General features: G+C 63.6%; 14 protein-coding genes and 4 pseudogenes. 9 read left to right on the top strand and 9 right to left on the bottom strand.

Annotation, left to right across the window (positions count from 1 at the left end):
* Positions 1–114 precede the first annotated feature (114 nt).
* The 5 genes and pseudogenes from JX25_RS15400 to JX25_RS14455 form a co-directional block, all read left to right on the top strand.
* Positions 115–999: pseudogene (locus tag JX25_RS15400) on the top strand (diguanylate cyclase domain-containing protein); the annotation flags it as partial.
* A 106-nt stretch (positions 1000–1105) separates the two neighbouring features.
* The gene (locus JX25_RS15275) at positions 1106–1561 is read left to right on the top strand and encodes an EAL domain-containing protein (RefSeq protein WP_277750086.1); all 456 of its coding nucleotides are present in this window, start codon (positions 1106–1108) and stop codon (positions 1559–1561) included.
* Positions 1561–2424, top strand: coding sequence for a viral aspartic protease (locus JX25_RS15190; RefSeq protein ID WP_241558000.1), 864 nt, complete (start codon positions 1561–1563; stop codon positions 2422–2424). The genes JX25_RS15275 and JX25_RS15190 overlap by 1 nt, the downstream gene beginning before the upstream one ends.
* A complete protein-coding gene (locus tag JX25_RS14460; RefSeq protein WP_128255803.1) occupies positions 2417–3466 on the top strand; it encodes a hypothetical protein in 1050 nt (349 codons plus the stop codon). Before JX25_RS15190 ends, JX25_RS14460 begins: the two co-directional genes overlap by 8 nt.
* Before the next feature lie 264 nt (positions 3467–3730).
* Positions 3731–4455, top strand: a protein-coding gene (locus JX25_RS14455; protein ID WP_241558006.1) for an IS5 family transposase whose coding sequence is annotated in 2 segments (ribosomal slippage) — positions 3731–4018 and positions 4021–4455 — 723 coding nt in all. Because the reading frame shifts where the segments join, the coding sequence is not laid out codon by codon here.
* 287 nt (positions 4456–4742) lie between these two features.
* Here the strand turns inward: JX25_RS14455 and JX25_RS14450 are convergent.
* Positions 4743–5822: pseudogene (locus JX25_RS14450) on the bottom strand (IS5 family transposase).
* A gap of 198 nt (positions 5823–6020) precedes the next feature.
* On the opposite strand from JX25_RS14450, the gene JX25_RS14445 reads away from it, so the two are divergent.
* The 3 genes and pseudogenes from JX25_RS14445 to JX25_RS14435 form a co-directional block, all read left to right on the top strand.
* Complete coding sequence (locus JX25_RS14445) at positions 6021–6623, top strand: TetR/AcrR family transcriptional regulator (RefSeq protein WP_128255802.1); 603 nt, start codon at positions 6021–6023, stop codon at positions 6621–6623.
* Positions 6616–7788 (top strand): DUF418 domain-containing protein, encoded by a 1173-nt coding sequence (locus JX25_RS14440; RefSeq protein ID WP_128255801.1) that lies wholly within the window; start codon positions 6616–6618, stop codon positions 7786–7788. The genes JX25_RS14445 and JX25_RS14440 overlap by 8 nt, the downstream gene beginning before the upstream one ends.
* Before the next feature lie 526 nt (positions 7789–8314).
* A pseudogene (locus tag JX25_RS14435) lies at positions 8315–8689 on the top strand (IS5 family transposase); the annotation flags it as partial.
* Between the two features lie 58 nt (positions 8690–8747).
* Here JX25_RS14435 and JX25_RS14430 read toward each other — a convergent pair.
* From JX25_RS14430 to JX25_RS14410, 5 genes are read right to left on the bottom strand one after another with little or no spacing between them, the layout of a single operon-like run.
* Complete coding sequence (locus JX25_RS14430) at positions 8748–10520, bottom strand: ABC transporter ATP-binding protein (RefSeq protein ID WP_128255800.1); 1773 nt, start codon at positions 10518–10520, stop codon at positions 8748–8750.
* Positions 10513–11592, bottom strand: coding sequence for an ATP-binding protein (locus JX25_RS14425; protein ID WP_206611620.1), 1080 nt, complete (start codon positions 11590–11592; stop codon positions 10513–10515). The genes JX25_RS14430 and JX25_RS14425 overlap by 8 nt, the downstream gene beginning before the upstream one ends.
* Entirely contained in the window at positions 11582–12280 is a 699-nt protein-coding gene (locus JX25_RS14420) for a response regulator (RefSeq protein WP_128255799.1), read from the bottom strand. The genes JX25_RS14425 and JX25_RS14420 overlap by 11 nt, the downstream gene beginning before the upstream one ends.
* On the bottom strand, positions 12277–15387 hold the full coding sequence (locus JX25_RS14415) for a multidrug efflux RND transporter permease subunit (RefSeq protein WP_128255798.1): 3111 nt from the start codon (positions 15385–15387) through the stop codon (positions 12277–12279). The genes JX25_RS14420 and JX25_RS14415 overlap by 4 nt, the downstream gene beginning before the upstream one ends.
* 12 nt (positions 15388–15399) lie before the next feature.
* Complete coding sequence (locus JX25_RS14410; RefSeq protein ID WP_241557999.1) at positions 15400–16557, bottom strand: efflux RND transporter periplasmic adaptor subunit; 1158 nt, start codon at positions 16555–16557, stop codon at positions 15400–15402.
* 225 nt (positions 16558–16782) lie between these two features.
* Here JX25_RS14410 and JX25_RS14405 point away from each other — a divergent pair.
* Positions 16783–17051, top strand: a pseudogene (locus JX25_RS14405) (transposase); the annotation flags it as partial.
* A gap of 20 nt (positions 17052–17071) precedes the next feature.
* Here JX25_RS14405 and JX25_RS14400 read toward each other — a convergent pair.
* From JX25_RS14400 to JX25_RS14390, 3 genes are read right to left on the bottom strand one after another with little or no spacing between them, the layout of a single operon-like run.
* Positions 17072–17896 carry an amidohydrolase family protein gene (locus JX25_RS14400; protein WP_128255797.1) on the bottom strand — a complete coding sequence of 275 codons (825 nt, stop codon included), beginning with the start codon at positions 17894–17896 and terminating at the stop codon, positions 17072–17074.
* Between the two features lie 4 nt (positions 17897–17900).
* Positions 17901–18320 (bottom strand): RbsD/FucU family protein, encoded by a 420-nt coding sequence (locus tag JX25_RS14395; RefSeq protein WP_128255796.1) that lies wholly within the window; start codon positions 18318–18320, stop codon positions 17901–17903.
* 9 nt (positions 18321–18329) lie between these two features.
* A complete protein-coding gene (locus tag JX25_RS14390; RefSeq protein WP_128255795.1) occupies positions 18330–19349 on the bottom strand; it encodes an aldo/keto reductase in 1020 nt (339 codons plus the stop codon).
* Between the last annotated feature and the right edge of the window lie 11 nt (positions 19350–19360).

The following is a 19360-nucleotide window of genomic DNA, read 5'->3' as shown; positions in this document are numbered from 1 at the left end:
GAAGCGCAGCGCCTTGTCGCGCTGGAGAGGTACGACTCCGTAGATCCGGCTCCCAACACCGCGCTTGATCGCCTTGCGGGTCTTGCGGCGCAGGTTTTCAAAGGCCCGTTTGCCATGATCTCGCTCATCGGGCGGCAAAAGCAGTTGCTGAAGGCGAAGGTGGGGGTCGACATTTGCGAGGTCAGGCGCGAGACATCCTTCTGCCCGCACACCATCGTTCGAAACGTGACCGAACGACAGGGGAACGAGGATCGCCTGTTTCGGATTGCCTCTCTCGGTGCGCTGACGGGCCTGCCGAACCGGACACCTTGGGACGACGCGCTGTCGGATTCCGTTTCCACTGTAGACGGGCTGATGCTTCTGGATCTGGACGGCTTCAACGCGCTGAACGGCACGCCGGGTCATTCGGCCGGGGACGCGGTGCTGCGCGCGGTGGCTTCGCGCCTGCGCGAAACATCCCGCGACGCCGTCATGATCGCCCGTCCTGGCGGGGATGAATTCACGGTGCTGCTGCATGGGCAGAACGAGCGTGTGGCGGTCAAGGTGGCGCAGCCAATCATCAAGGCGCTTAGTACCCCGACCATACATGACAGCACCGCCATGGAGCTGAGCCTGAGCGTCGGCATCTGGATCCATCCGCTGCGCAGTTCCCATTCCACGGATGTGATGAATGCGGCCGATGTTGCGCTGTACCGTGCGAAATCGTCGGGGCGCGGTGCCTCCTTTGCCTTCACGACGGCGCTGGAGGACGGAGCTCGGCTGCGCCGCACCTTTGAGGAGGAGCTGCGCAAGGCGTTTGACAACGGCGAGTTCGAACAGGTCTACCAGCCCCAGTTCACGACCGTCGGGCGCCGTCTCGCGGGAGCTGAGGCTTTGCTGCGCTGGCACGATCCCACACGGGGCCCGCTGACACCTGCCTCATTCATCGACGGGCTGAACAAGATGCCGCTGTCGCTCGTGATGGGAGAGTGGATCCTCAGCGCTGCCTGCACCGAAGCCGCTGCTTGGGCTGCGATCCACCCTGACTTCCGAATGTCGGTGAACCGCTTCTCGACGCAATCTCGCGCAGGACTCCTCCTGCCCGCCCTGCGCCGGGCGCCCGGCACTGCGCGACACCGCCCTGTCTCCGAGCGCGCTGGAGATGGAGATCGTAGAGAACATCCTGACGGCGCAAGATGGTCCAATGGTCAAGACGCTGCACGACCTGCGCAACATGGGCGTGGGGCTGGCTTTCGACAACTATGGAACCGGTTTCGCGTCGCGCAGCCTGCTGAAGCGGCATCCGGCCCCGCGGTTCAAGATCTATCAGGGCTTCTTGCGCAACGTGCACTGCAACGACGAAAACTCTGCCGTGGTGCAAGTCATCCTTTATCCGGCGCGAGTGTCCGGAATGGAAGCCATCGCCGAGAGCATCGGAACCGAGGAGCAGCTTGCCTTTCTGGCCGAGCGTGGCTGTCCCCAGGTCCAGAGTTATCTGTTCGGTTGCCCGGTTCCGGCACCCCAGTTCTTCAAGACAAACATTTCAGGTGCGACGAGACGTACAAACGAGGAAAAAGCGTGATGATCTTTCGGATGTTTGCGGTATGCGCTGCGATCGCACTTGCTGGATGCGGCGGTGGCGGGGGTAATGGAAACGGCGGCAACCCAGAGCCGGCAACTCCCGGCAAAACCATCGACACGCCAGCATTTGCAACATATCAGACCGACCACAACGGGCGCAACCGGATCCGCCGAGACAACTCCACGCCTCAGGATCAGGCAATCCTTGCCAAGTTCGAGGATGCCGACCCCACCGGCCCCGCCGGCTATCGTAATCTGCTGGACCTGACGGACACGATTTATGACGATGTCATGACCATCGAAGTCATTGCGAAGGTGGCATCGGACGGTGGCATGGCTCCAGCAGAACGCATCCTGCGCCTGACAGTGGACCAGACACCCTTCACCGCCGCGCGTGCGGGTGCCCCGGTATCGGCAGACGGTAAATACTACCTTCGCGGCGCGAACTTCGTCTGGGCGTCGCTGGACGGCGCACCGCTGCTGACGGGGGCCAACAGCGACGGCCTCGTGAACATGGAGTTGGACTTCGGTAAGGAAACCGCTTCGCTGAGACTGGAAACGGGCGTAGGCACCGGATCCGACGTCCGCACCGAAATGACGGCGACCGATCTGCCCTTCAACATCCGCACGGGGGCCTACGGCGGCGATGTAACGCTGACAGTCTGGGATCCTACGGGCACCGACATCCTTTCGGCTGCGGGAAGCCTGCGTGGCGCGGTAGGCGGCACGCCCGAATTTGCGGGCGGACGGCACCAGATGACCACTGGCGGGCTCTACACGATCTCCGGAAAGGATCCGGTGACGGGGCGGCAGGTCGATGCCAACGGCGTGTTCTTCGGCGCGGATCCCAACGCCGGTGAATAGCCTTCGCATCCTGATCACGATCTTCCTGATCGGTGTTGCCCCCATGGCCGCATCTGGAGACGAACTGGACCGATACGAGACGAGCCTCGGCGGATCGGAGCGGCTCCGCCTTTTCGCTCTGACGAACATCTTCGACAGGTACGCGGCGGATCCTGCGGTGCGCGACGGGCTGCGCACTGAGTTGGCGCGCCAAGGCTACTACTATGACGGGACGGGATCGCGCGTGCTCCGGCAGGATATGTGGATCGCGCCCATCCTGGCCTTTGACGGCAACATCAACGGTGGCACGCTGAACGACCGCTTCCGTTTTGCCGGGCTGGAGTTCCACGCAGATCCGCGAATCAAGGCGAAGCCCGGATGGGTAGGCGGGGCAAGCGTTGGCGCCAGAACGCGCTTCGCTCTGGGCAACGGCAGCTTGCTGGACCTGCAGGGCGAAGGCAAAATGTCGTGGTCCCCGCGCTACGACATCGGACGAAGTTCCGCCCAGATCTCTGCGTGCCTGCTCAACAACCTTCGCGGGTGGACCTTTCTCGACCTCTGTCATCGCTTGCGCGAAAACAAACGCAAGTTAGGGCGCAGCACAGAAGCCTCCACGAGCGCACGCCTGTCTTCGCTGGGGCAAGTCGGGAATAGCTATCACGAGGCATGGCTTCAAGTTGAACGGCTCAGCTACGGGGCGTCAGAACAGGGAGTTGCGATCGTAGGCCTGCGCTCGATTTTCGACCGCATAATGCCCTACGGCTCTGTCTCGTTCGCCCAAAGCATTCCGAATGAAATGGCATTCCGGTCGCGCATCGAACTGGGAGTCCAGCTTCCCAGGAACGGCCGCATAATCGACCTGTTCCTATGGACACAGAGCGCAGATGGCGACCGGTTTCTTGGTGCCGTGCGCGAAGACCAGACCCATGGTGTCGGCGTGTCCGTCCAAAGCACTACAGGCCCCAGAATCACGGTGAGCTTCGTGCGAAACAGTTCTACCGCAGATTTCTATGACCACTCGCAGCTTGAGGCCGAGATACGCCTGCGCGATGTGCGGTGGTGAGCATTCCCGCGCTGATGTTCCAGCCCAGATCCAGTGCCCCCAGATTGGGGCCAGGACCCATTGATCTTGCTTGTCGGGCGTGTTTCAGGCTCCGCAAGCAGACCGATCGATGAGCATTCTTTTCTGGCTGACGGATGCGCAGATGGCGCGGCCTTAGCCCTTCTTTCCTCAGGGTCAGGATGCATTGCTTTCCGTAGTGCTGCGTGATTCACCGCTTCGAAAACGGAGCGGTGACAGGATCTTTTCTTGCTGAGCGACGCACAGATGGCGCGTCTGAAACCCTTCTTTCCAAAGTCGCACGGAAAGTCCCGGGTGGATGACAGGCGCTTGCTGAGCGGGATTATCTTTATCAACCGGAATGGCTTACGCTGGCGAGACGCCCCGAAAGCCTATGGGCCGCACAAGACGCTCTACAGCCGTTGGAAGCGATGGAGCGAGAAAGGCGTCTCTGCACGGATGATGAGGGGCCTGGCCGCAGAGCACCGAGAGAGGAAGACCGTGATGATCGATGCGAGCTATCTGAAGGCACACCGCACCGCGACCAGCATGGCCGCGAAAAAGGGGGGCGTGGCCGCCTGATCGGTCGAACCAAGGGTGGGATGAACACCAAACTGCATGCCATCTGCGACAGCCAAGGGCGGCCGATCGACCTGTTCGTCACCGCCGGCCAAGTCAGCGACTACAACGGCGCACGGGCGCTGCTTTGCAGCCTTCCAAAGGTCGGCTGGCTGCTCGGGGACCGCGGCTATGACGCCGATTGGTTCCGGGAAGCGTTGCAGGACAAAGGGATACGCGCCTGCATCCCCGGACGAAAGCAACGCAAGACACCCGTCAGATACGACAAGCGCCGATACAAACGCCGCAACCGCATCGAGATCATGTTCGGCAGGCTGAAGGACTGGAGGCGCGTGGCAACACGCTATGACCGCTGTCCAGAAGTTTTCCTCTCAGCCATCGCCCTCGCTGCAACCGTCATCTACTGGTTATGAATCCTGACCCTAATCATTTGATTTCGCATAAGGAGTTAGAAATCTTTGGCGGGCCGAAGCCGATGAAACAGAGAACTACGTCTACGCTATAGCCCTCTTAAACTGAAACAAGGATGGATGGCACGACTGGGGTGTTCGACGGACGGTCTTCCTGAGCGAGATGGACACCCGCAATAACCCCTTGACCTTGGTCTGAGCGGCGCGGCTGCCGTGCGGAGCGCCGGCTTTTCGGTCCCCGGAGCGACCAGAGAGGTGATTTCGTGGTGTTTTGCCGTTTTTGGGCGGATTCATCCCATAATCATGCGACGCTCATGGAAGATCAAGCGGTTCATGTAGTAGGCGATGTTGGCGAGCGTCAGTTTCGCCTCGGCCCGGGCGATGCCGATCGTGCGGATGAAGAGGCCGAACCGGACCTTCTGATGTGCGAAGACATCCTCGACGGCGACGCGGATCGATGACTTCCTCGCGTTCGCGCGAGCGGTCGCCTCCGGCATCGGCTTGCCTGCGGGCTTGCGACGATGGATGCGGCTCGTCAGCATCCGTTCCGCCAGCCACTTCTCGTTCTTCTGGCTGCGATAGGCGCTGCCCGCCCAGACCTCCGAGCCGGTGTTCTCCCGGCTCACCAGGTGTTTGAGTTGCCGTCCGTCGGGCGCCGATGCCGACGTCACGGCCGCCTCGCGGATGAAGCCGAAGCGCTGGTCAATGCTGATGTGGCTCTTGTAGCCGAAGACCGGCGTCGCGATCATCGGCAGCGGCGTTCCGTCGGGACGATACCGCACCTTGCCGCCGATCTTCAGGGTCCATCGGGCATCCACGTCCTTCTGGGCCGCCTTGGCCGGCTCGTCGGGCCAAATCTCGCGGGCGGATTTGCCCTCCTTGATCGCCTCCTTCTCGCTCTCGGTGTTGCGTTGCTTGGGCGCCGGAACCAGCGAGGCGTCGACGATCTGGCCAGACATGGGGATGTAGCCCTTCTTCTGGAGTTGCCAGTCGAAGGCCTTCATCACCCGCTTCAGCGTTCCCGTCTCGGTCAGCCTTTTGCGAAAGTGCCGGATCGTGTTCTCGTCGGGCGTCGGCGCGCCGAGATCGAAACCGAGGAACCGCATCCAGGAGAGCCGGTCCCGGATCATGAACTCCATGCGTGCGTCGCTGAGATTGTGTTGCGCCTGCAGGATCAGCGCCTTGAACATAGACACTGGATCGAACGGCGGCCGACCACCTTTCGCTCCGTCGCCGTATCCCAGCCCATCGACCAGCCAGCCGCGGAGATACTAGAAGTCCACACTCGCCGCGAGCGTCTCCAGCGGATCACCGTTCTTGCTCAGGCGCTCCAGATGCTCCGACAACCCGAATAGAGACCGCTGCTCCATCGTCCCGCCTCCAAATCATGACGGGCAGATTGAATCACGAAATCAACAAGCTCGGTAGGTTCTTGCGGGTGTCCAGCTTTCGCAGAAAACCAGCCGACAATCGGCACATCTATAGTCCCATTGAATGATACAAAACCTATTGAATTTCATCCAAGAGCAGCCTAACGCAGAGCAATTACTCTGATTTAGGCTGCTCTTATGCGAAAACCCAATCCAGCAAGCCAGGCAGCTCAGCGTGCCCAGCTTATCCACGCCGCAAAGCGTTGCTTCTCCCGGTCCGGTTTTGACGGCACCAGCACGGACGCCGTGCGGCTGGAAGCCAAGACGAGCTCGGGCAAGCTGTTTCACTATTTTCCGAACAAGCAGGCGCTGATCCACGCCGTCGTGGCCGACAATGCGTCCGGTACAATCGAATGGCTGAATGCGCTGAAGGGCCAGCAGGATGCGGGTCTGGCGCTCCGGCAGCTCCTGTCAGATGTGGTGGCCGCGGCCGCCGATCCTGAAATCCGCCGCCTGATTCTCGAAATATCCGCTGCCACGGCGCGTGACGCGACCATCGCAAAGCTGAGCGCCGAGGCCGACAGGGCGATGATCGAGGCGCTTTCTGCGCTGATCGACCGGCAGGATCGGCCGTTCGCGGTACCACGCGACGAGATGATCGCACTGCTGTCCACCTGGATTGACGGCGTTTTCAGCCGCGCGGCCGCCGACCCCTTCTTCGATCCGGAGATGATGACGGCAAGTATGCACAGTCTGCTCGCCATGCTGCAGAACCACCCCAAAGGCCACAACGATGTCTGAGCGCATAGACGCCATCGACGCCGTGCGCGGCTTTGCGCTGGCCGGAATTCTCGTCGTCAACAGCATGGCCTTCGCCTCGACCTGGTATGGCACCGGCCTGCCTTCACCTGATGCGAGTGCTCTCGACATGTTTATCGAGGGCGTCGTTTCGGCGCTGTTCGAGCTCAAATTCTATCTGCTGTTCTCGTTCCTGTTCGGTTACTCCGTGACCTTGCAGATGCAATCGGCGGAGCGCGCCGGAACCAGCTTCCTGCCGCGCATTATACGCCGCCAGGCCGGCCTGTTCGCGATGGGTGCGCTGCATGCGGTTTTCCTCTTCCACGGCGATATTCTCACCACCTATGCGGCTCTGGGGCTGATCCTTCTGGCCCTTCGCAGGCGCAGCGACCGGTTTCTGATCGTGCTGGCGGTGGCTCTGATTGCAGCGACAGCGCTGTTATGGGCCGGGCTCGCCGTGTGGCAGGCAGGCCTGCCGTCGCTCGACCAGACGGATATGGCTCGGGACATGATCCGCGCGGAGGCCGAGAACTGGCGTGGTACGGCCGCCGATATCATTGCGGCCCACATCCGCGTGCTGGGGGATTTCCTTCCCTTGTTGCTGCTTCTGCAGGCACCGACGGCTCTGGCCATGTTTTTGCTGGGTTATGTCGCCGGCCGGAGGGAAGTCTTCGCGCATCTCGAAGCTGTCCGGCGAAACTGGTCAGGACGCGTGATGCAGCTCGGCCTTTTTGTCGGCCTGCCCGGCGCTCTCGCCTATGCCGCAGGCGCAACGCTGGCGCCGGGAACATATTTCGAAACCGCGGGGCTGGCTTTATCCATCGTCACGGCGCCGCTGCTTTCCGCCGCCATGGTTCTCGGCTTTCTGCACGTCGTGCTACGCCCCGCCGCCGGTGGGCCATACGCTCTGGTGGCCTCTGCGGGACGTATGGCACTCACCAATTATCTCATGCAGTCGCTGCTGCTTGCGCTGGTGTTCCACGGTTATGGACTTGGCCTGATCAATCGGCTTTCGCTGACGCAAGTGCTGCTGGTGGACGTGGTAATCATTGGTCTGCAATTGGTTCTGAGCAAGGTCTGGTTGTCTCACTTCCGCTACGGGCCGCTGGAATGGCTGCTTAGGGCGGTTACCCGGCTTTCTTTCAGCTCTAGCGAACGTATGCATTAAAAAGCTGCGGGTCAGTAACGTCACTCGATGACCCGCAGATATCGCGCCATACCGGTGAAGGCCGGGATCAGAGATGTCGTGTAAGACACGTTAGGAGATGGCAGCTGTTAGATACTCGAAGTCGACGATCAACGTCTGGAATGAGGTAGGTAGCTGCTGTTCAATGACCTTCAAGACTTACCCGCTGTAGCGTAAAATCGGAGGTTTCCTATCTCACCCGGTGAATGCGGTGATCGGCGGCAATATCGCACTATAGCGGACAATCGGCGGGGTATGGCGGGCCGAAGCTGACGAAACGGAGAACTACACCTACGCTATAGCCCTCTAAATTGAGGCGCTAGCGAATGGCCTTCGATGGGGTGGGAAGCTTGGCCGGGCATGCTTCCTGCTGCTGCATCGGGGCAGCAGCCCGTCATCTGGTTTACGGCCCTCGTCGGCAACACAACTATATTTGCGGCAGCGAGGCTAGCCGCTCAGCAGCCAAATCTAGATTGTCGATGTTCTGCGCCACGAGTTCAGTAGGTAGCATGCCATCTGCGACAGCCAAGGGCGGCCGATCGACCTGTTCGTAACCGCCGGCCAGGTGAGCGACTACACCGGCGCACGGGCGCTCCTCGGCAGCCTGCCAAAGGTCGATTGGCTGCTCGGGGATCTCGGCTACGACGCCGATTGGTTCCGGGAAGCAGTGCAGAACGAAGGGATACGCGCCCGTATCCCTGGTAGAAGGCAACGCAAGACACCCGTCAGATACGACAAGCGTCGATACAAACGCCGCAACCGCATCGGGATCATGTTCGGCAGGCTCAAGGACTGGAGGCGCGTGGCAACCCGCTATGACCGCTGTCCAAAGGTCTTCCTCTCAGCCATCGCCCTCGCCGCAACCGTCATCTACTGGTTATAAATCCTGACCCTAGGCGCAAGACGCCGGGCCGCGGCCATCCAGCACTGAGGCCGGGCGGTCACGCGCCCGCCAGAAGTTCGGCATAGACGCCGCCATTCGCCGCCAGCGCTGCATGGGTGCCGGTCTCGACCACCCGCCCGTGCTGCATCACGACGATCAGGTCGGCCCCACGGATGGTCGAGAGCCGGTGTGCGATGGTGATGGTCGTGCGACCCTTCGACAGCCCCTCCAGCGCCTGGGACATCGCTCGTTCGGTTCGGGTATCGAGCGCGCTCGTCGCTTCGTCCAGAAGCAGGATCGGCGGATCGCGAAGGATGGTGCGAGCCAGCGCCAGGCGTTGCTTCTCGCCACCCGAGAACCGGAAACCGCCTTCGCCAACAAGGGTGTCATAGCCATCGGGCAGCGCGGCAACGTGGTCGTGGATCTGCGCCACCTTTGCGGCCGCGATCATCTCGGCCTCGGTCGCATCCGGTCGGGCGAAGCGCAGGTTCTCGGCAACAGAGGCGTTCAGCAGATACGGCTCCTGCGAGACCACCCCGAGCATCTGTGAGAGTGTGTCGAAGCTGAGATCGCGCAGATCCACCCCGTCGAAGCGGATCGCGCCGCTATCGACATCGTAAAGCCGCGCCAGCAGGTAGCCGAGCGTGGTCTTGCCGGAACCCGTGGGTCCGACGATTGCGACATGGCTGCCCGCGGGGATCGTCAGGCTGACGTCCTGAACCGCGGGGTCTTGCCCCTCCGCATAGGCAAAACGAACATGGTCGAGCTTGACCTCGCCGCGCATCTCGGCACGGGGGATGGTGACAGGGGCCGCGCACTCGGTGATCTCGACCGGCTTGTCGAGATACTCGAAGACGCGGGCGAAAAGCGCGCGGGTCTTGCGCGTGTCGCGGCCGACCTCGAGCAACTGCTCGAAAGGCCAAAGGAGCTGCTCCTGAAGTGCGATCATCGCGACGAGCGTGCCGATGGTGGCGGGATTGCCCGTCTGCATCAACAGCCCGCCCGCCAGCAGCGTCAGGGCGGGCAGCGTCGCAAGTGCAAAGCCGATAAGCGACCATTGCCATTCACCTGCCGTATGCGAACGGACCTCCAGCTGCGCCAGATCGCCCGAGATGCGGGCGAAGTGCTGGGTCAGAAAGGTGCTGCGCCCCATGGTCCGGGCAAGGATGATGCCGGGGGCCGACAGCGTCTCCTCAACTGCCGCCGACATGTCCGCGGCGCGCGCCTGTTGCTGGTAGGTCAGCGCTTCGCGCAGGCGCGCGACCTTGGCACTGATCAGTACGGTCACCGGCACGATCAGCAGGACGAAGAGCGCCAGCCGCCAGTCGAGGATGAGGATCGCCACCGCCGTCATCGCCACCGCACTGAGCGAGCGGCCAAGCTCGTTCGCGGTTTCGGTCATCAGGGATTGCAGCCCGGCAATGTCGCCCGCGATCCGGGACTGAACCTCGCCGGAGCGGGTGCCGGTGAAAAACCGCAACGACAGCATCTGCAGATGCGCGTAGAGCCGCACGCGCAGATCGTGCAGGATCGCCTGCCCGATACGGGTGCTCAGCACGATCTGGAGCGCGCCGATCCCGGCCGAGGCCAGCGCCGCCGCGATCATGCCGCCCGCAAGCCAGACCAGCAGCGACAGATCCTGCTTTGGCAGGGCGACGTCGATGATCGCGCGCAGAAGGAACGGCCCGGCCAGCCCGATGGCCGAGGCAAGGACCATCAGCGCCAGAACCCCCGCAATGCGCGCCCGATAGGGGACGAAGAGTTGCAGGACACGCCGCATCGACACATGCCGCGCAGCCAGTTCGCCGTAGGCGTCAGGATCGTCAGTCATCGGTCTCTCCCAAGGGAAGGGGCTTCTTCGGCAGGCGGATTTCCACGATCAGCCCTGTTGGCTCATGCGGCAGGATCCGGGCCTCGCCGCCATGGGCGCGTGCGATGGCGCGCACGATGGGCAGGCCAAGGCCCGAGCCGCCGAGGCTGCGCCCGCGCGAGGCGTCCGCCCGCCAGAACCGGTCAAAGGCGCGGGTCCGGTCCCCTGCGGAGAGGCCCGGCCCGGTGTCGGAACAGCGAAAGAACGCCTCGCCGCCTTCCACACCTGTCTCGACATGCACGCGGCTTTGCGGCGCGTAACTGCGGCAATTCTCCAGCATCGCCACGCAGGCCTGACGCAGCCGCGCTCGATCCGCCACGGTCCGGGCCGGGGCCAGCGCTCGGGTCACATTGATCCCCTCGGCGGCAAGCTCCGCCTCCAGCCCGTTCAGCGCGGCACCGACCTCTTCGGCCAGATCGAGGCTTGCATGGGCGAGGTCCAGCTGGCCGGCATTGCCGAGCGCAAGCGTGCGCAACTCCTCGACGATCACCGAGAGCTGATCGACATGTGCGATCAGCCGGCCGAAGGTCTCGGGTGTCGGATCGAAGACCCCATCCGACAGGCCCTGCAGGCGACCGCGCAGGATGGTCAGCGGTGTGCGTAATTCGTGCGCGATGGCAGAGTTGGAATAGCCGAGCTCCGTCTCGGCCCGCTCCAGACGTTCGGCCATGGTGTTGAAATCCGACAGCAGGTCCGCGGCTTCCTGAAAGCTGCCGGCCGGCAGGTGGGCCCGGGCGGAAAAATCGCCGGTGGCGATCCGGCGCGCGGCTGCCGCCACCGATTTCAACGGCTCGACGATCCGCCGGGCCAGGCGCCATCCGATCCCCGAGGCCGTCAGCAACCCGAAGGCCAATAGGAACAGGACCATGACGGTGTCGGCCGTCCGCCAGATTGCCTCCTCCTCGAGATCGGGATAAAGCCAGTCGTAGATGAACAGGAAATAGGCCATCAGCCCCAGAGAGACGACAAGCGCCGCGATCAGCGTCAGCGCGACCATCGTCTTGGTGATCCGTGCGTTCAGATTACCGGACATGGGGCGCGTCCAGACGGTAGCCGATCCCACGCACACCCTCGAGCATGCCATCCGCGCCCGCCGCCGCGAGCTTGCGGCGCAGGTTGCTGACGTGGCTGTCGACGGTGCGGTCGAGCGCCGACCCTTCGGGCAGACAGGCATCCACCAGGTCGGCCCGGCTGAAGGCCCGGCCCTGAGAGCGCGCCATATGGACGAGAATGCGGAATTCCGTGGGCGTCAGGTCGAGCGAGAGAGAACCGGCGTCGCCGTCGAGCGTGGCGCGGTGGGCGTCAGGATCGACCGTCAGGGGGCCCACGCGCAACAGGCTGTCCCGCGCCCGCCCCATCGTGCGGCGCAGCACGGCGCGGGCGCGGGCCACCACCTCATGCGGGTTGAAGGGTTTGACGACATAGTCGTCGGCCCCGATCCGTAGCGCCTGCAGCTTGTCGAGATCCTCGGCAAGCGCCGTGACCATGATGACCGGCGTCTCGCCGCGGCGCCGGATCGCGGCCAGCACCTCGTAGCCGTCCTGCCCCGGCAGCTTGATGTCCAGCACCACCAGGTCGGGCCGCAGGCGCTGGTGATGCGCAAGGCCCGTGGTGCCGTCGCGGGCGCAGATCACGCGAAAGCCCTCGCGTGCCAAGTAGCTCTCCAGGATCTCGGCGATCTCGGGCTCGTCCTCGACGATCAGGATGAGGGCATCGGTCATGCGGCAACCTCTTGGAGCGTGTCACGTGCCGGCGCCGGAACGAGGCGGCTGACAGCGACATAAAGCACGGGCACGAAGAACACGGCCAGAACCGTGGCCGAGATCATGCCGCCGAAGACGCCCGTGCCGATCGCGTTCTGGATTTCGGACGCGGCGCCCTTCGCGGTCACAAGCGGAACGACGCCAAGGATGAAGGCCAGCGAGGTCATCAGAATTGGCCGCAACCGAAGGCGCGCAGCCTGCAGGATCGCGCGATGGAGCCCGATCCCACGCTCGCGCATGTGACGGGCGTACTCCACCATCAGGATCGCGTTCTTGGCCGAAAGACCGATGATGGTCACCAGCCCCACCTTGAAGAACACGTCGTTGTCCGCGCCGCGCAGCAGCACGGCAGTCACGGCGCCGAGAATACCCAAAGGCACCACGAGCATCACCGCGAAGGGCACCGACCAGCTTTCATAGAGCGCCGCCAGCACGAGAAAGACGATAAGCATAGAGGCCGCCATCAGCATGGGCGCCTGGTTGGCCGACTGCTTTTCCTGCAGCGACTGCCCGGTCCACTCCACGGCAAACCCCTGCGGCAGCGCCTTGGCCAGACGCTCCATCTCGGCCATGGCCGCACCGCTCGACACGCCGTTCGCCGCCTCGCCCGAGATCCGCGCGGCCGGATAGCCGTTGTTGCGGTCCAGCTGCGAGGGCCTGGGTTCCCAGACCGGGGTGATGACCTCCGACAGCGGCACCATGCTGCCTTCGGCATTGCGCACCTCGAGCCGCAGCACGTCCTCGACATGCATCCGCGCCGCGGCCTCGGCCTGCACGATCACCTGTTGCATCCGCCCCCGATAGGGGAAGTCGTTCACGTAGGTTGACCCCACTGCGGTCCCGATCGTGTCGCTGATCACGTCGAACCCCAGCCCGAGCGCCGTTGCTTTCTCGCGGTCAATCCTGAGCGCGATGCTCATGCCGTCAGGCAGACCCTCACTCATCACACCTGACAGCAGCGGGCTGGCCTCGGCCGCGGCGATCAGCTGGTCTTCCGCCGCTTTCAGCGCAGCAGGGCCTGCATTGGCTCGGTCTTCAAGCCGCAGCGAAAAGCCCGATGTCGTGCCCAGCGACTCGATCGCCGGCGGTTTCATGATCATGGCCGTCCCTTCGGGTATATCCGCCATCGCCGCCTCGGCCGCGGCGATCTCTTCGTCCACGCTGGTCGTGCGCTTATCCCAGTCTTTCATGCTGGTGAAGGCCTGCGCTGCATTCGGCCCCGAACCCGAGAACCCGAACCCGAGGATCACCGTGTTCTCGACGATGTTGGAACGGGTTGCGATATGCGCCTCGTAGGCGGCGATCACGTCGCGGGTGCGCTCTGCTGTGGCGCCTGCGGGCAGTTCGAACATGGCCATGAAGTTACCCTGGTCCTCTTCGGGGACGAAAGAGGTCGGGATCCGCGTGTAGGCAACGCCCAGGACCGCGATCAGCGCGAGATAGAGCACGAACATCCGCCCGCCACGGCGCAGGGTCCAGGCGACCCAGCCAGTGTAGGTTTTCGTCAGCGTGTCGAACTTGCGGTTGAACCAGCCGAAAACGCCACGGGCCTTGCGATGGTCCGTCACCGGGTGCAGCAGCGTGGCGCAGAGTGCAGGCGTCAGCGTCAGGGCGAGGACGGAGGACAGAAGGATCGACACAGCCATCGACAGCGTGAACTGTTTGTAGATCGCACCGACGGATCCGCTGGCCAGCCCCATCGGGATGAAGACGGCGGTCAGGACCAGCGTAGTGCCGACAATCGCCCCGGTGATCTCGCGCATCGCCTGCTGCGTCGCCTCTTTCGGCGACAGGCCCTGCCGAGACATGATCCGTTCCACGGATTCAACCACGATGATGGCGTCGTCGACGATGATGCCGATGGCCAGCACCATGCCGAACATGGTCAGCACGTTGATGGAGTATCCCGCCAGCCACATCACCGCGAAGGTGCCGAGAAGGGCGATAGGCGCGACGATGGTCGGGATCAACGTGTAGCGAAGGTTCTGCAGGAACAGCAGCATCACCGCGAAAACCAGCACCATCGCCTCGATCAGCGTGTGGATCACCTTCGAGATCGATACCTTCACGAAGGGCGCGGTGTTGTAGGAGATCGAGACCTCCAAGTCCTCGGGCATGGCAAACCGCAGCTCTTCCAGCCGTTTCTCAATGGCGGCGGAGGTGCGGACGGCATTGGCGCCGGGCGACATCTGGACAGCGGCGGCCGCCGCCGCCTTGCCGTTGCTGCTGACGCTGAAGGCCGTGGTCTGCGCACCCAGTGTCAGCCGTGCGACATCGCCCAGCACGAGGCGCCCGCCGTCGGACTTGGCGCGCAGGGGGATTGCGGCAAAGGCTTCGGGCGAGGTCAACTGGCCTTGAATCGCCAGAGGGGTCGAAGTCCGGGTGCCCGGCACCGTCGGGTCATCGCCCACCCGGCCGGGCGCGGCCTGCGCGTTCTCGCGCGCGATGGCCGCGGTGACATCGGACATGGTCAGACCGTAGGCCGCGAGCTTCGCCGGATCGACCCAGACCCGCAGCGCGCGATCCGATCCGAACTGCTGCACGCGCCCGACACCGGGTATGCGCTTCAGTTCTTCGCCGAGGTTGCGATTGAGATACTCGCCCAGGCTCAACTCGTCCGTCACACCGGTCTTGGACCTGAGCGTGATGACCATCAGGAAGCCCGAATCCGCCGCCTCGACCCCCAGGCCCGCGCGCCGCACAGGGTCGGGCAGCAGGGCCTCGGCGTTCTTCAGCCTGTTCTGCACCTCGACCTGCGCCATCTCGACATTGGTTCCAGGAGTGAACGTGACCGAGATGGTTGCCCCGCCCGTCGCGTCGACGCTGGATTCGTAGTAGAGAACGTTCTTGACGCTGGAGAGCTCCTTCTCGATCGGCCGCACCACACTGTTGCTGACGGTCTGCGCGTCGGCCCCCGGATAGCTCGTGAAGATGCTGACGCTGGGCGGCGCGATTTCGGGGAACCGTGCCACCGGCAGGTGCGGGATCGCGACAATCCCCGCAAGCGCGATGAAGATCGCAATCACCCAGGCAAAGACCGGGCGCAGGATGAAGAACTGGGCCATTTTGTTCGCTTTTCAGAATTGGGCGTCTGACGGGGAGGCATCGGCGGGGCGAGAAACAGCCGCGACCGTCACGCCCTCGGGCACGCGGTCCTGCCCACGCACCACTGCGATCTCTCCCGGAGTCAGGCCGGAGGTGACGATGACGCGGTTGCCGACGCGCTCGCCCAAGGTCACATCGCGGCGGGTGGCTTCGCCCCCGGGGGAGACGACGACAAGCTGCGCCCCCCCGTCTGCGGTGCGCAGAACCGCGTCCTCCGGCACCAGCAGGGCATCGGGCACCACCCCTCGCGGAAGCTTCGCGCGGACGAACATGCCCGGCAGCAGGGCAAGCTTTGGGTTTGCGGCCTCGATACGGACGCTGACAAACCCCGTGGCCGGATCAACGATGACATCCGAGGATTTCAAAGCGCCCACAAGCGGTGCTGCCGTGCCACGATCGTTTTCTATCGTCACCGGCCCCAGCCCCTCTTCGGTGGCCATCAGGACCGAGTCCAGATCGTCGACCGGCAAGCGCAGGTCAACATAGACGGTCTCCAGGTCCTGCACCACCGCGAGAGCCTTCTCGCCGCCAACCGTGACCAGCTCCCCGACATCCGCGATGCCCGCCGCGACATAGCCGCCGATCGGGGAGCGCAGCGTCGCGAAATCAAGGTCGAGGCGCCTGCGCTCCACCAAGGCGCGCGCTTCCGCAACACCGGCCATCGCAAGCCGCAGATCGTTGTGGGCGGTATCGTTGCCCTGCGCGCTGACGGCGTTCTTGGCGAGCAAGGAATCCGAGCGTTCGACGGCACGGCGGGCATGGTCCGTGGCGCTTTCCGCCCGCTTCAGCGCAGCCTCCGCCACGGCAAGCTCGGCCTGCAGCGACGCCGGGTCGATGCGAAACAGCACGTCCCCGGCAGAGACATGGGTGCCTTCCTCGACGTGGCGCTCCAGGATGAGGCCACCGACCTGCGGACGAATCTCCACCCGCCGCCGGGCCGAGATGCGGCCGGAATATTCGCTCTCAAGCACGACCCGCTCTGGCTTCAGTGTCACGACGGTCAACAGGGCCGCGGTTTCCACCGTGGTCTCCTCAGATGCGGCGTCGGGGCGGCTCCCGAACTGGAACAGCGTCAGCGTCACGGCCATCAGCCCGAGGAAGCAGAGAATCAAGAAATTTCGGCGTGTCATGGTGCGTCCCGTCGATTTCACACCGAGGGCAGATGGCATCCGCCGGTGGAAGAACCGCCGAGATATCGTGGAGATATCGTGGAGATCACACCGCGTATGACAAGTTCGAAAGGGCAGAAGCTGCACGCCCTTCCGGAAACCAAAGGACTGGTGGGAGGATCTGGCCACCTGCCCGCGGGATCGCTGCACAACGCGCCGCAGTCACTTTTGGCTCATCGCCGCGCAGCAGACTGGCTGCTGGCGGACCGTGGATATGATGCGGACTGGTTTCGCGACGCCCTGAAAAACAAGGGGATCAGGCCCTGCATTCCAGGCCGAAGTCGCGCCGAAAGACCATCACTCACGACAAGCGTCGTTACAAACGCCGCAACCAAATCGAGATCATGTTCGGCCGACTGATGGATTGGCGCAGGGCTGCAACCCGTTACGACCGGTGCCCCGGGGCGTCCTTCTCCGCCGTCGCTTTCGCCGCTGCCGTCATGTTCTGGCTATGACCCGAGAACGGTTCCTGACCCTAAAGAACCCCATAAAAACGCAATCCGTTCGTTTCCATGATGCGGGTCAACTCTTCAGGGCCGAAGCGGCTTGCCAACATCTCTTTCGCTGCATTGACAACTTGTTCATGCGTCGCGGCCAGGGTGCAAACGGGCCAGTCTGATCCGAAAACCAGCCTGTCCGGACCGAACGCATCTGCGACTTGATCGACGAAGGGGCGCAGGCGGTCCACCGTCCAATCCTCGCCCGCTTCTGTCACAAGGCCAGAGATCTTGCAGTGCAGGCCCGGCACGCTGGCAAGCTCCCTGATGCCCTTCAGCCAGCCTTCATCAAGCGGCCCTGTCATGTCGGGCTTTGCGATATGATCAAGGATCGCGTGAAGCCCGGGCGCCGCGCGAACCGCCTCCACCATCGCGGGAAGATGGCGCGGAAAGATCAGGATGTCGAAGGGGATGCGGCGGCGCGCCACCTCGGCAAGATTGGTGCGAAACAGCGGATCATGAATCCGTTCGGGATCATGTTCCTGAAGCATGGGACGCAGCCCGACCCATTTCGGCTGCCGGGAATAGTGATCGAACCGGGCCGGGAAATTCGCCGCGAACATGTCGATCCAGCCCACCACCCCCGCAACGAAGTCGGTTCGTGCCGCGATATCAAGAAGAAAGTCGGTTTCTGCCTCGGTCTCGGCGGCTTGAACAAGGATGGTCCGTTCGATCCCCGCCTTCCGCATCAACGGTTGCAGATCCTCCGGCCCGTAATCCCGATAAAGCGTGGCAGAGTCAGGGCTCATCCACCCGTAATCACCACGGGCGACAGTCCAGAAATGCTGATGTGCGTCAAGCATGGCCTTACGTCCGCAGGACGCCCTTCTTCAGAATGATGTTTGCATAAAGGCGGCGTTCGCCCGTCGCGATGACGGCATAGGCCGACTTGGCCCGATCATAGAAGGCGAAGCGATCGATCAGCTCCAGCTCCACCTCGCGGCCTTCGGCTTTGTTCATCGCAGCCTCGAAATCGGCATAGATTGCGGGGCGACCGTCCGGCGCGTCCATCGCGGCCGAGGGTGCGGGCACGAAATCGTCCAGCGGCAACACCGACAGCACCGCATCGACCACGTCGGTCGCACTGACCGGCAGGCGGACCAGGCGTTGGGCCACAGCGGCCGCGGGGAAGTTGGCGTCGGTGATCACCAGCTCATCCCCGTGGCCCATGTCGGACAGGATCGCCAGCAGCTCGCCGGTCAGCAGGGGGTTGATCGTCTTCAGCATCGTTGTCTCCTACAGGTCAAGGGCACGGTCGAGGTCGGACCAGATCGCCTCGGGCAGATCGGTGTCGAACCATTCGACGTTCTGGCGCAGCTGGGTGGCCGTCTTCGCGCCGATCACGACGCAGGTGACGGCGGGATGGCGCATCGGAAAGCGGATGGCTGCAGCGGCCAGCGGAACGTCATATCCGTCGCAGACGGCGCGCAGCGCCTCCACCTTGGCCACGATCGCGGGATCGGCATCGGCATAGTTGAACTTCCTGCGCCCGCCCTTGGGCGCCGCCAGAATGCCAGAGTTGTAGACGCCCGCCACCACCAGGGCGACGCCCCGTCGTTGCGCCAGCGGCAGGAAGCTGTCCGCGGCATCGCGGTCCAGCAGCGAGTAGCGGCCCGCCAGCATCGAACAGTCCAGATCCGTCTCCTCAAGCGCATCGCGAATGACTTCCCATTCGTTCACGCCAAGGCCAAAGCCCTTGATGTCGCCGGCGGCCTTCAGTTCCTGCAGGGCCCGGAAGCCGCCGCCTTTGGTCAGTGCATTCCAGTGATGGTCGTGAAGATCGCCATGCGTCACCCGCCCGATGTCATGAACAAACAGCAGGTCGATCCGGTCCATGCCCAGCCTCTGCTGGCTGTCGTCGAAGCTGCGCATCACGCCGTCATAGCTGTAATCGAAGACCTCGCGGAACGGCAGCCCGTTCCACCAGCCGGGATCAAGCGGGTTCTTCGGCGGCGCAGGCGGCAGCTTGCGGCCGGCGCGTTCGGTGGTCATCAGCCGACCAACCTTGGTGGACAGGACATGGCTGCCGTCACGCTCGCGCAGGGTGTGCCCGACCAGATGTTCGGACCGGGTCAGGCCATACATCGGCGCCGTGTCGAAATAGCGGATACCAAGATCCCATGCGGTTTCCAGCATCTCCAGCGCTTGCGCGGCGGGAACGTCGGCGTAAAGCCCGCCCAACGGGGCCGATCCGATGCCAAGGGCTGTCACCTCCAGCCCGGTGGTGCCAACGGTGCGGCGGGTCGTCGCTTTCATCATGTGTCCTT

The organism is Falsirhodobacter deserti (assembly GCF_004015795.1).
In the GTDB taxonomy this organism is placed as follows: domain Bacteria; phylum Pseudomonadota; class Alphaproteobacteria; order Rhodobacterales; family Rhodobacteraceae; genus Falsirhodobacter; species Falsirhodobacter deserti.
Note: the sequence above shows the minus strand (reverse complement) of the source record. Positions and strands in the feature narration are given on the sequence as shown.

Excerpts from the sequence above, each read along its gene's own strand:
- JX25_RS15190 (WP_241558000.1), top strand. The coding sequence starts at position 1,561 with ATGATCTTTCGGATGTTTGCGGTATGCGCTGCGATCGCACTTGCTGGA.
- JX25_RS14445 (WP_128255802.1), top strand. The coding sequence starts at position 6,021 with ATGCGAAAACCCAATCCAGCAAGCCAGGCAGCTCAGCGTGCCCAGCTT.
- JX25_RS14440 (WP_128255801.1), top strand. The coding sequence starts at position 6,616 with ATGTCTGAGCGCATAGACGCCATCGACGCCGTGCGCGGCTTTGCGCTG.
- JX25_RS14430 (WP_128255800.1), bottom strand. The coding sequence starts at position 10,520 with ATGACTGACGATCCTGACGCCTACGGCGAACTGGCTGCGCGGCATGTG.
- JX25_RS14425 (WP_206611620.1), bottom strand. The coding sequence starts at position 11,592 with ATGTCCGGTAATCTGAACGCACGGATCACCAAGACGATGGTCGCGCTG.
- JX25_RS14420 (WP_128255799.1), bottom strand. The coding sequence starts at position 12,280 with ATGACCGATGCCCTCATCCTGATCGTCGAGGACGAGCCCGAGATCGCC.
- JX25_RS14415 (WP_128255798.1), bottom strand. The coding sequence starts at position 15,387 with ATGGCCCAGTTCTTCATCCTGCGCCCGGTCTTTGCCTGGGTGATTGCG.
- JX25_RS14410 (WP_241557999.1), bottom strand. The coding sequence starts at position 16,557 with ATGACACGCCGAAATTTCTTGATTCTCTGCTTCCTCGGGCTGATGGCC.
- JX25_RS14400 (WP_128255797.1), bottom strand. The coding sequence starts at position 17,896 with ATGCTTGACGCACATCAGCATTTCTGGACTGTCGCCCGTGGTGATTAC.
- JX25_RS14395 (WP_128255796.1), bottom strand. The coding sequence starts at position 18,320 with ATGCTGAAGACGATCAACCCCCTGCTGACCGGCGAGCTGCTGGCGATC.
- JX25_RS14390 (WP_128255795.1), bottom strand. The coding sequence starts at position 19,349 with ATGAAAGCGACGACCCGCCGCACCGTTGGCACCACCGGGCTGGAGGTG.